This is a genomic window from Haloechinothrix salitolerans, from assembly GCF_042662605.1.
GTDB classification, from domain to species: domain Bacteria; phylum Actinomycetota; class Actinomycetes; order Mycobacteriales; family Pseudonocardiaceae; genus Haloechinothrix_A; species Haloechinothrix_A salitolerans.
In genome coordinates this window covers 4,027,913-4,041,062 of the sequence record NZ_JBHSXX010000001.1, presented here as the reverse complement: position 1 = coordinate 4,041,062, position 13,150 = coordinate 4,027,913, and the positions used below count along the sequence as shown (strand labels likewise).

Genomic DNA, 13,150 nt, shown 5'->3' with positions numbered 1-13,150 from the left:
TATGAAAACGGTCGCTGACCTGGTCGCCCAGGGCGTCGCGGGCAGGACGGTGCTGGTCCGCTCGGACCTCAACGTCCCGCTCGACGGCGGCGTCATCACCGATGACGGCCGCGTCCGCGCCGCCGCGCCCACCATTCGTGCGCTCGCCGAGGCGGGCGCACGGGTGGTGGTCACCGCCCACCTCGGCAGGCCCAAGGGTGCGCCGGACCCGGCGTTCTCGCTCGCGCCGGTGGCCACCCGGCTCGGTGAGCTGCTGGACACCGAGGTGACGCTGGCTGGCGACGTCGTCGGCGAGAGCGCCCAGGCTGTCGTTACGAACATGGCCGACGGGCAGGTCGCGCTGCTGGAGAACGTGCGGTTCGACCCGCGCGAGACCAGCAAGGTCGACGCCGAGCGTGTCGCGCTCGCGGAGGACTTCGCCACGCTGGTCGGCCAGCATGGCGCGTTCGTCTCCGATGGGTTCGGCGTGGTGCACCGCAAGCAGGCGTCGGTATACGACGTCGCGACGCTCCTACCCGCGTTCGCGGGTGACCTGGTGCTGTCCGAGGTCGACGTCCTGCGCACGCTGACTGGCGACCCAGCCCGGCCGTACGTCGTCGTGTTGGGCGGCTCGAAGGTGTCCGACAAGCTCGCCGTGATCGAGGCGCTGCTGCCAAAGGTGGACAAGCTGCTGGTCGGCGGCGGGATGTGCTTCACCTTCGCCGCCGCGCAGGGCGGCCAGGTCGGCGGGTCGCTGCTGGAGAAGGACATGATCGGCACGTGCGAGCGGCTGCTGGCTGAGGCTGGCGACAAGCTGGTCCTGCCGACCGACGTCGTCGCGGCTGATGACTTGAAGGCGCCGACCGTTACCGACGTGCTGCCGGTGGGGGAGATCCCCGCGGACAGGATGGGCCTCGACATCGGACCGGAGAGCGTGCGGCGGTTCGCCGGGGAACTGGCCAGCGCGAAGACGGTGTTCTGGAACGGCCCGATGGGCGTGTTCGAGGTACCGGACTTCGCGGCGGGCACCAAGGGCGTCGCACAGGCAATCATCGACAGCGACGCGTTCAGCGTCGTCGGTGGCGGCGACTCGGCGGCCGCGGTGCGCACGCTGGGGCTTGCCGAGGACGGCTTCTCCCACATCTCCACCGGCGGTGGCGCGTCGCTGGAATACCTCGAAGGCAAGGACCTACCCGGCGTGACCGTGCTGAGCACAGGAGGCAACACTCCATGACGACCAAACCGCTGATCGCGGGCAACTGGAAGATGAACCTCAACCACCTCGAGGCCATCGCTCTGGTGCAGAAGATCGCGTTCACGCTGCCGGAGAAGTACTACGCGAAGGTGGACGTCGCGGTGCTGCCGCCGTTCACCGACATCCGCAGCGTGCAGACGCTGATCGACGGCGACAAGCTCAAGCTCACCCACGGCGCGCAGGACATATCGGTGCACGACTCCGGCGCGTACACCGGTGAGGTGTCCGGGCCGATGCTGGCCAAGCTGGGGTGCGGCTACGTCACCGTGGGTCACTCGGAGCGCCGTGAGCACCATGGCGAGACCGACGAGCTGGTGAACAAGAAGGTCAAGGCGGCCCTGCGTAACGACATCCGGCCGATCCTCTGCGTCGGTGAGCGGCTCGACGTGCGGGAGGCAGGCGACCACATCGAGCACACCAGCAGCCAGCTCATCGCCGGTCTCAAGGGACTCAAGGCCGAGCAGGTGGGCCAGTGCGTCATCGCCTACGAGCCGGTGTGGGCCATTGGCACCGGCAAGGTCGCCACGCCGGCTGACGCCGAGGAGGTGTGTGCCGCCATCCGGAACGCGCTCACCGAGAAGTACGGCGAGGAGATCGCCGGACAGGTACCAGTGCTCTACGGCGGCTCGGTGAAGTCGAGCAACATCGTCGACCTGGTCAAGCAGCCCAACATCGATGGTGCGCTCGTCGGTGGTGCCAGCCTGGATGCCGAGGAGTTCACCAAGCTCTGCGCGCTCGCGGCCAACGACCCCGGCCTGTGGGGCAATTCGGGCTCGTGAGCCAAGGGGTGCTGTGGTGGCGATCTCGTCACCCGGTAGCCTGGTGCATCACAGACAGCGGAACACGGCGGCCGAACAACGGCCCCCATACCATGAGGATGAGATGGAATTCTTCCTGAAGGTCTTGCTCGCTGTGACCAGCGTACTGCTGATCGTGGCGGTCCTGCTGCACAAGGGCAGGGGTGGCGGACTGTCATCGCTGTTCGGGGGTGGCACGCAGTCCAGTCTCGCGGGATCGAGCGTTGCCGAGAAGAACCTGGACCGGATCACGCTTGGCCTTGGTTTGGTGTGGATCATCTGCATCATCGGCGTCGGACTGCTACTGAAGCTCTAAGTCCGGTGCTGGTGCGCCGGAGCGGCTACTTCCACATGTAAAACACAGGGGGTGTGAGAACCATGGTTGGCGGTAATGCCATTCGGGGTACGCGCATCGGAGCCGGGCCGGTCGGCGAGTCGGAGCGCGGCGAGTCCGCGCCCCGGATCAAGGTGTCGTACTTCTGTGCCAACGGCCACGAGGCGACGCCGTCGTTCGCGGTAGACGCCGAGATCCCGGACGAATGGGAGTGCCAGCACTGCGGCCTCCCCGCCGGTAAGGAGCGGGAGAACCCGCCGGAGGCCCGCAGGACCGAGCCGTACAAGTCGCACCTGGCGTACGTGAAGGAGCGCCGCAGCGACGAGGACGGTGAGGCGATCCTGGCGGAGGCGCTGCAGCGGCTACGGGAGCGCAGGGGCGCCTGACGCCCCGCGCTGAGGGCCGTGGCCGGCATCCTCTCTGGGGCACTGATCACCGCTTGGTGCGCAGGTTTCGGTCTGCTCACCGGGGAGGTCGGTTGGCTGCTGCTCGGCCTGGCCGTTGGGCTTTGTCTCAGTGCCGTCTACGGCTGGGCGGTCGCCGTCGCGCCGGTGTACGACCTGAGGTCGTCGCGCGGCGTCGTGGCGTTCGTCGTCGACCACACCTGGAGCCTGCCGAACACCTTGGTTGGGGCGGTGTTCCTCGCGGTGAGTGTGGCGTTCGGTAATCGGCTGGATCGGGGCTTCTCCGGCCATATCGGGCTGCGCTCACCCGCGATACCCGGCTACGCGGGCACCACGATCGGTCCGGTCCAGGCAGGTACCGGGACTGGCGTCGACCGGCACGAAGCGGTGCACGTGCTACAGGCGCGGCTGTTCGGACCGTTGTACCTGCCGCTAGTGGGGCTGAACTACGCGGTGGCCACCGCGCTGCCGTATTGGTGGTTCTATCACGACCATGCTGCTCGTCCTATTCGCGGCATCCGCGCGTATTTCACCCGGGGCGTGTATCCGCACACCTGGCACGAGGAGTGGGCCTACCGGGTGGAGGGCACCCCGCCATAGCCGATCAGGTGCGCAGCGGGTAGTCCGCACGCACCTCGAAACCGCCGTCGTCCGTGGAGCGGGCGTGGAACGTACCGTCAAGCCGTAACGCCCGCTCAGCCAGGCCCGCGAGGCCGTGTCCGCCGGACGGCAGCGACCGTGAGGGCTGACAGGGCGGGTCGTTGCGCACCGCGACGTGCAACGCCCCGTCGTCCACCGCGACCCGAACCGTCGCAGCCGCTCCCGGTGCGTGCTTGTGCACGTTGGTCAGCGCTTCCTGCACGGTGCGGAACGCCGCCGCGGAGACCTGGCTTGGCAGCGTCTCCGGCACGTTCTCCACTTTGAGCCGCACCGGGACGTCGACGTCGCGGATCAGCGAGCCGAGGTCGGTGAGCTGCGGCGCGGGCAGCTCCTCGTCCGTGCTGGAGCGCAACACACCAACCAGCGAGCGCAGCTCTTCCAGCGTGCGGGTGCTGAGCTGTCGGATGGTGTCGGCGGCAGCGGTGACGTCGTCGGGGGTCTTGGCGCATTCGAGCGTGTTCGCCTGCATCGCGATGAGTGTGACCTCGTGCGAGACGACGTCATGCATCTCCCGGGCGAGCCTGGCACGTTCATCGGCCCGCACGGCGCGGGCGTGCATGCGCCGCTCGCGATCGCGGCTGGCGTCAAGTTCGGCGAGCCTTCGGGCCAGGTCTTTGCGGGCAAGGATCAGCAGTGCCAACACGACGGGCATGCCCGCGACGATCAGGCCGTAGATGAAGTCGAGCACGTGCTGGCGCCAGTCAAGCGCGAGCATCTCGGGCCATGGCCACAGGACGAAGCGGCACGCGACGACGAGACCTGCCCCGACCCAGGTCTGCCAGTGCATCCCTTTGCGGTAGGCGAGGAACCCGAGCGCGATCATCGCCGCGAGCTGTGACCAACCGACGAAGAACCCCGGGATGGTGGCCAGGACGGTGAGGAAGGGCGCTCGCCTGCGGCAGGCGAGCGCCGCGCAGGCGATGCTGGAGAACACAAGGGAGTAGGTGGGCGCGTCCTCGGGAATGACCAGCCACACGTCGAGCACGGCGATGCCGATGGCGAGCGTGGTGAGCAGGAGCGAGGACAGGGAGGGACGGTCACGCGAGATGCCGCTCAGGGTAGCGACGAGCGCCTTTGGTCGCGGGCCGACCCGCAGCGCCGGGATAGACAGTCCCTGAGTACTCATGCTGAAGACCTCCGGCCGCGTTCGCTTCTCGTTATGAAAGAGGCTCACAAGGGCCGGATGGGACGGTCGGCGCACGAAAAGTGTGCGCACGCAAATGTCACGCCGTGGTCAGGGCGTCACAGTGGGTGTCGGGACCAGCGGTGGACTCGCGGTAGCCTCAGCGGTGGTCTAGCTTGGCGGCTGCCGCGTCGTCGACGAGCCACAGGGTGCGGCCTCGGCCGGTGGCGCCCGCGACGGGCAGCTGGATCTCGCCAGCGCCGGACAGTGCGAGCGCGAGGGCGTCCGCCTTGCCTTCACCCGCCGCGAGCAGCCACACCTCGGAGGCGTGCCGGATGGCGGGCAGCGTCAGCGAGACGCGCGTCGGTGGCGGCTTCGGGCAGTTGCGCACCGCCACCACGCTGGCCTCCGTTTCGTACACGGCGGGCGACTCCGGGAAGATCGACGCGATGTGGCCTTCCGGGCCCATACCCAGCAGGAGGACGTCGAAGGCTGGTACGTCGCCGCGACCGCCCGCGTGCTCGGTGAGCAGCCGGGCGTAGGCGTCGGCGGCGGCGTCCGGGTCGTCGCCGAACGCGCCGTCTGACGCTGCCATCGGGTGCACCCGCGCGGGATCGACCGGCACGTGGTTCAGCAACGCCTCGCGGGCCTGCCGCTCGTTGCGCTCGGCGTCGTCGCCGGGCACGAATCGCTCGTCGCCCCAGTACAGGTCCAGCCGGGACCAGTCGACAGCCTCACGGGCAGGGGAGCGGCACAGCTGCTCGAGCAGCGCGATCCCGACCCCGCCCCCGGTGAGCACGACCGATGCGCTGCCCTTGCTCGCCTGCAGGTCCACCAGTGTCGTCACCAGCCTGGCCGCGGCCGATGCGGCGAGGACGTCGGCGGTGCGGTGAACGAGGATCTGCGGTCCGGTCATGCGGTTGCGCCTTCCTGGTTGTGGGGCAGCAGGCCCACCCCGTGCAGGGCGCGTTCATATACCTCGTCGGGGTCGAGCCTGCGCAGTTCTTCGACCAGCACGTCGGACAGTGACCGTCGGTGCAGGTCGATCGTCCGGTCCGGCTGGCCGTGTTGCCGGAGGATGCCCACTTTGCCGTCGGGTCTATGCAGGTCGACCGACCCCGACGCTCGCTCGAGCGATACCGAGACGATGCCCGGCGCGTCGCTGGCCCGCTCGCGGCGCACCGGCACTCGCAGGTAGTAGGCGAGCCAGCCTGCCAGCAGTTCGGTGGACGGCGAGTCGCTGTCGCCGGTGACGGTCGCGGCGGTTACCGGCTCGTGCGGCGGCAGGTCGAGCGCGGCGACCAGCTGAGCGCGCCAATGCGTCAGCCGTGCCCACGCCAGGTCGGTGTCGCCATCGGTGTAGGACGTCACGCGGCGGCGTAGTGCGGCGACCGGGTCTGCCTCGGCGGCGGCGTCGGTGATGCGTCGCTGCGCGATGCGCCCGAGTGGGTCGGTCGCCGGTTCGGTGGGGGCGGCGCCGGGCCACCAGGTCACGATCGGCGCGTCGGGTAGCAGCAGCGGTACCACCGCGCTCTCCGCTTCCCTAGCGAGCGGCCCGTACAGCCGCAGCACCAGCACCTCGCTCGCACCGGCGTCGCCACCGACGCGGATCTGCGCGTCGATGCGCGGCGCGGCTTCTCGCAACCCGCGCGCGGCGACGATGATCCGCGACGGGTGCTCGCGGCTGGCCTCGTTGGCCGCGTCGACCGCGTCTTCGATGGTGGCGCCGTCCTCAGTGACGATCACGAGCGTCAGCACCCTGCCCAGCGCGACAGCTCCGCCGCGTTCGCGCAGCTCGACCAGCTTCTGGTTGACCTTCGACGTCGTGGTCGACGGTAGATCGATGATCACCGGCGGCTCCCGGGGCGCGTGTGGACGTCCACAGTGCTCATGGCCTGCGCCAGTTCCTGCCGTCGCGAGCGAGTACCGCGTCCGCCGACGACGGACCCCACGAGCCGGGCGGGTAGGGTTCCGGCGCGCCATGCTCGGCCCAGTGGTCCAGCACCGGATCGAGGATGCGCCAGGACTCCTCGACTTCCTCGTCGTGGGGGAACAGCGACGGCTCACCGCGCAGGACGTCGAGCACCAACCGTTCGTATGCCTCGGGGGAGGACTCGGTGAACGCGTGCCCGTAACCGAAGTCCATCGTGACGTCGCGGACCTCCATCGTGGTGCCCGGCACCTTGGAGCCGAACCGCATTGTGACGCCCTCGTCCGGTTGCACCCGGATGACCAGCGCGTTTTGGCCCAGTTCCTCGGTCGAGGTCGAGTCGAACGGTAGGTGGGGCGCCCGGTGGAACACCACGGCGATCTCGGTGACGCGCCTGCCGAGCCGCTTGCCGGTGCGCAGGTAGAACGGCACTCCGGCCCAGCGCCGGTTCTGCACAGCCAGCGTCACCGCCGCGTACGTCTCGGTCCTCGACTCCGGCGCGAACCCGTCCTCGTCGTGCAGCGCGGGCACCTGCTCGCCGCCCTGCCAGCCGCCCGTGTACTGGCCGCGTGCCGTGGTGGCGTCGAACGGTCCGACCGGCTGGGTCGCGCGCAGCACCTTGACCTTTTCCGTGCGCAGCGCCGCGGGCTCGAACGACAGCGGCTCCTCCATCGCGGTGAACGCCAGCAGTTGCAGCAGGTGGTTCTGGATGACGTCGCGGGCGGCGCCGATGCCGTCGTAGTACCCGGCTCTGCCGCCAACGCCGATGTCCTCGGCCATGGTGATCTGCACGTGGTCGACGTAGTGGCAGTTCCAGATCGGCTCGAAGAGCTGGTTGGCGAACCGCAGCGCCAGGATGTTCTGCACCGTCTCCTTGCCGAGGTAGTGGTCGATGCGAAACACCGACTCCTCGGGAAACACGGCACCGACGATGGAGTTCAGCTCGCGGGCGCTGGTCAGGTCATGGCCGAACGGTTTCTCGATCACCACCCGACGCCAGGTGTCCTGTGTGGACGTCGCGAGCCCGAACTTCGCGAGCTGCTGGGTGACGACACCGAATACGCTGGGCGGGATGGACAAGTAGAAAGCGTGGTTGCCGCCGGTGCCACGCTCGACATCCAGCTGCTCGACGGTCTTGACCAGCCGCTCGAACGTCTCGTCCTCGCCGAAGTCGCCCGGCACGAAACGGATGCCTTCGGCGAGCCGCCGCCAGACCGACTCCTTGAACGGCGTGCGGGCGTACCGCTCGACGGCGTCACGAGCGATGGCCGGAAAGTCCTCTTGCTGTCCGCGTGCGCAGCCGACGAGCGCGAACCCCGGTGGCAGCAGGCCGCGGTGGGCGAGGTCGTAGACGGCGGGAAGGAGCTTTTTGCGGGCGAGGTCGCCGGTCACCCCGAAGATGACCAGGCTGGACGGTCCCGCGATGACCGGGAGCCGCTTGTCCCGGTCATCGCGTAGCGGGTTCGTCCAGGTCATAACCTCTCCAGCTCTGTGACCTTCGCCGATGGGCGCAGCAGCTCCCAACCGCACTCACAGATCCTGTACGGCACGCACCAGCTCCGCCAGCCCGGCGAGCCGGTCGGTCAGGTGCAGCCGCAGCACGGGACGTCCTCGGTCGGTCAGCACCTCCGCGTCGCCGCGTGCCTGCGCGAGTTGCAGGGTGCTGAGCTGGTACGGCAGACCAGGTACGTCCAAATCTTCCTCGACCGCGCCGGTGAGCTGCAGGAACACACCGTTCGGGTGACCACCCTTGTGGTACTGGCCGGTGGAGTGCAGGAACCTCGGCCCCCACCCGAACGTGACCTGCACGCCGGTTCGCTTGGCCAGCTCGGCCCGCAACAGTGACGCCGAGGCGTCGTCCTGCCGGTCCAAATAGGCCTGCACCGCCAGGTAACCGTTCTCCGGCACGGTGGCGACGAACTGCCGCAGCAGGTCGGTCAGCGAACCCTCACCGGACACCCCGGACGACGCGTACACCTCTATCGATCCCATCACCGCCGACGGCGCGATCGTGCTACTCGCCGACCCGTCGAGCAGCGTGCGGGCGGCGCGCTTGGCTGCCTCGACGTCCGGCTGGTCGAACGGGTTGATCCCGAGCAGCCTGCCGACGATCGCGGTGGCGTACTCCCACAGCAGGAACTGCCCGCCGAGTGAGCCCTCGGTGACGATGGCTGCCGCACCGGGGTGGTCGGTGATCTTGCCGATGCTGACGGTGGTGGCGTCGTCGCCGGCGTCGGTGAAACCGGGTGCCTCGGCGGACTCCACCACGACCGGCAGCAACCCGGTGCCGTGCTTGCCGGTGGACTCCGCGACAAGCTGCTCGATCCACGCCGACAACCCGACGATGCCGGAGCCGGTGTCGGTGAGCGCGATCTTCTCCGCGCCCGCCTCGTGCGCCGCGCCGAACGCGGCGGCGAGCTGGATCGCGGGATTGGCGACCGAGTCGTCAGAGAGCTGGTTAGCCGCCGCCGTCGCCTGGTCAAGCAACCGGGCGATGTCGGCTCCCGCCAGGCCAGCGGGTACCAGTCCGAACGCCGTCAGCGCCGAGTAGCGCCCGCCCACGGTCGGGTCAGCGAGGAATACCTTGCGGTAGCCCTCCTGGGTGGCCAGTTCCGCCAGGGGAGAGCCGGGATCGGTGACGACGACCATGCGGCTGGCGGGGTCGATGCCTTCCTCGGCGAACGCCGCCGCGAAGATCCGGCGCTGGCTTTCGGTCTCGGCGGTTGTGCCCGACTTCGACGACACCACGAGCACCGTGCGGGTGAGGTCACCCGCGAGTGCGTCGGCGACCTGGCCTGGGTCGGTCGTGTCGAGCACGGTCAGCGTCACCGGCTCGGTGGCCGCGATGACCTCCGGCGCGAGTGACGACCCGCCCATGCCCGCGAGCACGACGCGGTCGATGCCGTCGGCCTGGAGTTCGGTGTGGAGGTCGGTGATCTCGCCGATGAGCTGCCGCGATGTCACGTGCAGCGTCGTCCAGCCCAGCCGGATCGCCGCCTCCTGCTCGGCCTCGGCACCCCACAGCGTCGGGTCCTGCGCCGTGATCTTGGACGCGACCTTGTCCTCGACGAGCCGCGCCGCGAGCGGCGCCGCGGCGGCGGCCAACCTGGAGTCGGTGATGTCGACGGTAACCGTGGTCGTGGATGCCGTCATGCCGGTCAGTCCTCGTGCGCCGCGACGAGCTGGCTGTTGACCGTTTCGAGTAACTCCACCCAGGACTTCTCGAACTTGGCCACGCCCTCTTCCTCCAGCACGTGGAACACGTCGTCGAGGTCGACGCCGATCCGGGTGAGCCGGTCGAAGATGTTGGTCGCGACCGCCTGGGTGTCGGTCACCGTGTCGCCGATGATGGTGGCGTGGTCGGCGACCGCGTGCAGTGTCGCCTCCGGCACCGTGTTGACCGTGCCCGCCACGACGAGCTGGTCGACGTAGCGGGTATCGGAGTACGCCGGGTCCTTCACACCGGTCGACGCCCACAATGGACGTTGCGGGTGCGCGCCCTGCTCGGCCAGCGCACGCCAGCGCGGCGTGGCGAACTCCTCGGTGTAGAGCGCGTAGGCGAGGCGGGCGTTTGCGATGGCCGCCTCACCGCGCAGCGCGGCGGCCTCGTCGGTGCCAATCGCATCGAGCCGCTTGTCCACCTCGGTGTCCACGCGGGACACGAAGAACGACGCGACGGAGTGAATGGCGGAGACATCGAGGCCGTTGGCCCGCGCCTGTTCCAGCCCGGTCAGGTAGGCGTCGATTACCTCGCGGTAGCGCTCAGGGGAGAAGATCAGCGTCACGTTTACGCTGACGCCCTCGGCGAGCACCCGGCTGATCGCGGGCAGCCCCTCGACCGTCGCGGGGATCTTGACCAGCAGGTTCGGCCGGTCGACCGTCTTGGCCAGGTCCAGCGCCTCGGCGACGGTGGCGTCGGTGTCGCGGGCGAGGCGCGGGTCCACCTCGATGGACACCCTGCCGTCCACGCCGCCGGTGGCCTCGTAGGTCTCCCGGAACAGATCGCACGCGTCGCGCACGTCGGTGGTCGTCAGCTCCCGCACGGCCTGTTGGAGGTCAGCGCCCCGCGCGGCGAGCTCGCGGATCTGCTCGTTGTATGCGGCGCCGTTGGACAGCGCCCCCGCGAAGATCGTCGGGTTCGTCGTCACCCCGGTGATGTGCGAGTCCGCGATCAACTCGGCCAGATTGCCCGACGCAAGTCTTTCTCGGGACAGGTCATCCAGCCAGAGGGATACCCCGGCGGCGGACAGTTGGGCGAGTCGATCGGTCGTCATAATCTGCCATCCCTTGTGTGCGCAGTATGTAGTCGGAGTCACGCGGCGCCGGTGTTCCCGCTGCGGGACCGGTCGCGTGATCAGCGCCCTCTTCGGTTGTACCGCAGTCGCTCCTGCCCGCCTAGCCCGCGTTGGCCAGTGAGCGGCGTGCCGCGTCGGTGACGGCGTTGGTGGTGATGCCGAACTCGCGGAACAGGGTGGTGTGGTCGGCTGAGGCGCCGAAGTGTTCCAGCGAGACGATCTCGCCGTCATCGCCGACGAAGCGGTGCCACGACTGGGCGATGCCCGCCTCGACCGCCACCCGCGCGGTGACCGATGGGGGCAGCACGGACTCGCGGTAGGCGACGGTTTGGGTGTCGAACCATTCGACACATGGCATGGACACCACCCTGGTGGGCACACCCTCGGCGTGCAGGGTGTCGCGGGCGGCGAGGGCGAGTTGCACCTCGGAGCCGGTGCCGATCAGGATGATCTCCGGCGTGCCGCCGTCGGCGTCGGCCAGCACATAACCACCGCGGGCGACACCCTCGGTCGCCTTCTCCCGGGTGCCGTCGAGCACGGGCACGTTCTGCCGTGTCAGGCACAGCCCGGTGGGGGCGTCGGTGATCTCCAGGGCGCGTCGCCACGCGGCCGTGGTCTCGTTGGCGTCGGCGGGGCGCACGACGTTGAGCCCGGGGATGGCGCGCAGCGACGCGAGGTGTTCGACGGGCTGGTGGGTGGGCCCGTCCTCACCGAGACCGATGGAGTCGTGCGTCCACACGTAGGTCACCGGCAACCCCATCAGCGACGCGAGCCGCACGGCCGGGCGCATGTAGTCACTGAAGATGAGGAACGTGGCGCCGTAAGGGCGGGTGCCGCCGTGCAGCGCGATGCCGTTGCAGATCGCGCCCATGGCGTGTTCGCGCACCCCGAAGTGCAGGTTCCGCCCATATGGCTGGGCGGTGAACATGCCGGTGCTGGCCGAGGCGGGGCCGAACGAGTCGGAGTTCTTGATCAGGGTGTTGTTCGAACCCGCCAAATCCGCCGAGCCACCCCACAGCTCGGGCAGCACATCGGCGACGGCGTTGAGCACCTCACCCGAGGCCTTCCGCGTCGCAATCCCCTTCGCGTCCGGGCCCCAACTGGGCAGCGCGTCGGCCCAGCCCTGCGGCAACGCACGCGCGGCGAGCCGATCCGCCAGTGCCTTGGCCTCCGGGTGGGCCGCGGCCCAGGTGTCGTAGCGCTCGTTCCACTCCGCGTGCGCCCGCTTGCCGCGCTCCGCGACCGCCCGGGTGTGGGCCAGCACGTCGTCGTCGACGGCGAAGTGCTGATCGGGATCAAACCCGAGGACCCGCTTGGTGGCGGCGACCTCCTCAGCCCCCAGGGCGGCGCCGTGGACGGCGCCGGTGTTGGCCAGCGTCGGCGCCGGATACCCAATCACGGTGCGCAACACGATCAACGACGGCTTCGACGTCTCCGCCCGCGCCGCCGCCAGGGCCTTTTCGATCGCGACGATGTCCTCACCACCAGTGACGGTCTCGACGTGCCAGCCGTACGCCTCATAGCGCTTGGCGGTGTCCTCCGACAGGGCGATCGCGGTGTCGTCCTCGATAGAGATCTGGTTGTCGTCATAAATCACCACCAGATTGCCCAACTCCTGGCGACCCGCCAGCGACGACGCCTCCGACGTCACCCCCTCCTCGATGTCCCCATCCGAAGCGATCACATAAACATGATGGTCGAACACACTCTCCCCAACCGGGGCCTCGGGATCGAACAGGCCCCGCTCACGCCGAGCGGCCATCGCCATACCAACGGCATTGGCCAGGCCCTGCCCCAACGGGCCGGTGGTCGTCTCCACACCCGGCGTGTGGCCATACTCCGGATGCCCCGGAGTCTGCGAACCCCATGTGCGCAGCGCCTTCAAATCCTCCAGCTCCACGCCATACCCCGCCAGGAACAACTGGATATACAACGTCAGGCTGGAATGACCCGCCGACAACACGAACCGATCCCGACCCAGCCAGTTCGGGTCGGCCGGGTCGTGGCGCATGATCCGCTGAAACAAGCTATACGCCACCGGCGCCAAACTCATCGCCGTGCCAGGATGCCCACTACCGCACCGCTCCACCGCATCAGCGGCCAACACACGAACAGTATCCACAGCACGGGTGTCAAGATCCGTCCAGTCCGCAGGCACGTTCCGTCGAACCAGCGGGTTGTTGTCGGCGGTAGTGGCGGTGTCGGACACGAGGGCTCTGACTCCATTCAGGTGCTCGCACGGCGTCGTGCGGGTGGTGCGTGCGGTGTCGGCAGGTATGTCGGGCGCTGATGCGCGTGCTGGCATCCGTGCCCGATGACGCGACGTCGGCCGAGCCGATCGGGTCATCGGGCACACGGTATTCCGGACGGCGG

General features: G+C 69.0%; 12 protein-coding genes. 5 read left to right on the top strand and 7 right to left on the bottom strand.

All coding sequences use genetic code 11. The features are described 5' to 3' along the window. The first annotated feature begins 1 nt into the window (after position 1). The 5 genes from ACFQGD_RS19155 (at position 2) to ACFQGD_RS19135 (ending at position 3,369) form a co-directional block, all read left to right on the top strand. Entirely contained in the window at positions 2-1,213 is a 1,212-nt protein-coding gene (locus ACFQGD_RS19155) for a phosphoglycerate kinase (protein WP_345390037.1), read from the top strand. After that, the gene (gene tpiA, locus ACFQGD_RS19150) at positions 1,210-2,013 is read left to right on the top strand and encodes a triose-phosphate isomerase (protein WP_345390040.1); all 804 of its coding nucleotides are present in this window, start codon (positions 1,210-1,212) and stop codon (positions 2,011-2,013) included. Before ACFQGD_RS19155 ends, tpiA begins: the two co-directional genes overlap by 4 nt. 103 nt (positions 2,014-2,116) lie before the next feature. Further along, on the top strand, positions 2,117-2,347 hold the full coding sequence (secG, locus tag ACFQGD_RS19145; RefSeq protein ID WP_034276840.1) for a preprotein translocase subunit SecG: 231 nt from the start codon (positions 2,117-2,119) through the stop codon (positions 2,345-2,347). Positions 2,348-2,409: 62 nt separating this feature from the next. Continuing rightward, entirely contained in the window at positions 2,410-2,751 is a 342-nt protein-coding gene (locus ACFQGD_RS19140; protein ID WP_345390047.1) for an RNA polymerase-binding protein RbpA, read from the top strand. Positions 2,752-2,769: 18 nt separating this feature from the next. Beyond that, positions 2,770-3,369 carry a hypothetical protein gene (locus ACFQGD_RS19135; protein WP_345390050.1) on the top strand — a complete coding sequence of 200 codons (600 nt, stop codon included), beginning with the start codon at positions 2,770-2,772 and terminating at the stop codon, positions 3,367-3,369. Between the two features lie 4 nt (positions 3,370-3,373). On the opposite strand, the gene ACFQGD_RS19130 is transcribed toward ACFQGD_RS19135, so the two are convergent. The 7 genes from ACFQGD_RS19130 to tkt all read right to left on the bottom strand — a co-directional run bounded on the left by ACFQGD_RS19130 (position 3,374) and on the right by tkt (position 13,124). Further along, positions 3,374-4,555 (bottom strand): sensor histidine kinase, encoded by a 1,182-nt coding sequence (locus ACFQGD_RS19130; protein ID WP_345390053.1) that lies wholly within the window; start codon positions 4,553-4,555, stop codon positions 3,374-3,376. Between the two features lie 157 nt (positions 4,556-4,712). Then, positions 4,713-5,468 carry a 6-phosphogluconolactonase gene (gene pgl, locus ACFQGD_RS19125; protein WP_345390056.1) on the bottom strand — a complete coding sequence of 252 codons (756 nt, stop codon included), beginning with the start codon at positions 5,466-5,468 and terminating at the stop codon, positions 4,713-4,715. After that, a complete protein-coding gene (gene opcA, locus ACFQGD_RS19120) occupies positions 5,465-6,403 on the bottom strand; it encodes a glucose-6-phosphate dehydrogenase assembly protein OpcA (RefSeq protein WP_345390059.1) in 939 nt (312 codons plus the stop codon). The genes pgl and opcA overlap by 4 nt, the downstream gene beginning before the upstream one ends. 37 nt (positions 6,404-6,440) lie before the next feature. Continuing rightward, positions 6,441-7,958: a glucose-6-phosphate dehydrogenase gene (gene zwf, locus ACFQGD_RS19115; protein WP_345390062.1), complete on the bottom strand. Its 1,518-nt coding sequence runs from the start codon at positions 7,956-7,958 to the stop codon at positions 6,441-6,443. A gap of 54 nt (positions 7,959-8,012) precedes the next feature. After that, positions 8,013-9,635 (bottom strand): glucose-6-phosphate isomerase, encoded by a 1,623-nt coding sequence (locus ACFQGD_RS19110; protein WP_345390065.1) that lies wholly within the window; start codon positions 9,633-9,635, stop codon positions 8,013-8,015. Between the two features lie 5 nt (positions 9,636-9,640). Continuing rightward, on the bottom strand, positions 9,641-10,756 hold the full coding sequence (gene tal, locus ACFQGD_RS19105; RefSeq protein ID WP_345390068.1) for a transaldolase: 1,116 nt from the start codon (positions 10,754-10,756) through the stop codon (positions 9,641-9,643). Positions 10,757-10,877: 121 nt separating this feature from the next. Further along, positions 10,878-13,124, bottom strand: a complete 2,247-nt coding sequence (tkt, locus tag ACFQGD_RS19100) for a transketolase (RefSeq protein WP_390221078.1) — start codon at positions 13,122-13,124, stop codon at positions 10,878-10,880. Positions 13,125-13,150: the final 26 nt, after the last annotated feature.

Excerpts from the sequence above, each read along its gene's own strand:
- ACFQGD_RS19155 (WP_345390037.1), top strand. The coding sequence starts at position 2 with ATGAAAACGGTCGCTGACCTGGTCGCCCAGGGCGTCGCGGGCAGGACG.
- tpiA (WP_345390040.1), top strand. The coding sequence starts at position 1,210 with ATGACGACCAAACCGCTGATCGCGGGCAACTGGAAGATGAACCTCAAC.
- secG (WP_034276840.1), top strand. The coding sequence starts at position 2,117 with ATGGAATTCTTCCTGAAGGTCTTGCTCGCTGTGACCAGCGTACTGCTG.
- ACFQGD_RS19140 (WP_345390047.1), top strand. The coding sequence starts at position 2,410 with ATGGTTGGCGGTAATGCCATTCGGGGTACGCGCATCGGAGCCGGGCCG.
- ACFQGD_RS19130 (WP_345390053.1), bottom strand. The coding sequence starts at position 4,555 with ATGAGTACTCAGGGACTGTCTATCCCGGCGCTGCGGGTCGGCCCGCGA.
- pgl (WP_345390056.1), bottom strand. The coding sequence starts at position 5,468 with ATGACCGGACCGCAGATCCTCGTTCACCGCACCGCCGACGTCCTCGCC.
- zwf (WP_345390062.1), bottom strand. The coding sequence starts at position 7,958 with ATGACCTGGACGAACCCGCTACGCGATGACCGGGACAAGCGGCTCCCG.
- ACFQGD_RS19110 (WP_345390065.1), bottom strand. The coding sequence starts at position 9,635 with ATGACGGCATCCACGACCACGGTTACCGTCGACATCACCGACTCCAGG.
- tal (WP_345390068.1), bottom strand. The coding sequence starts at position 10,756 with ATGACGACCGATCGACTCGCCCAACTGTCCGCCGCCGGGGTATCCCTC.
- tkt (WP_390221078.1), bottom strand. The coding sequence starts at position 13,124 with ATGACCCGATCGGCTCGGCCGACGTCGCGTCATCGGGCACGGATGCCA.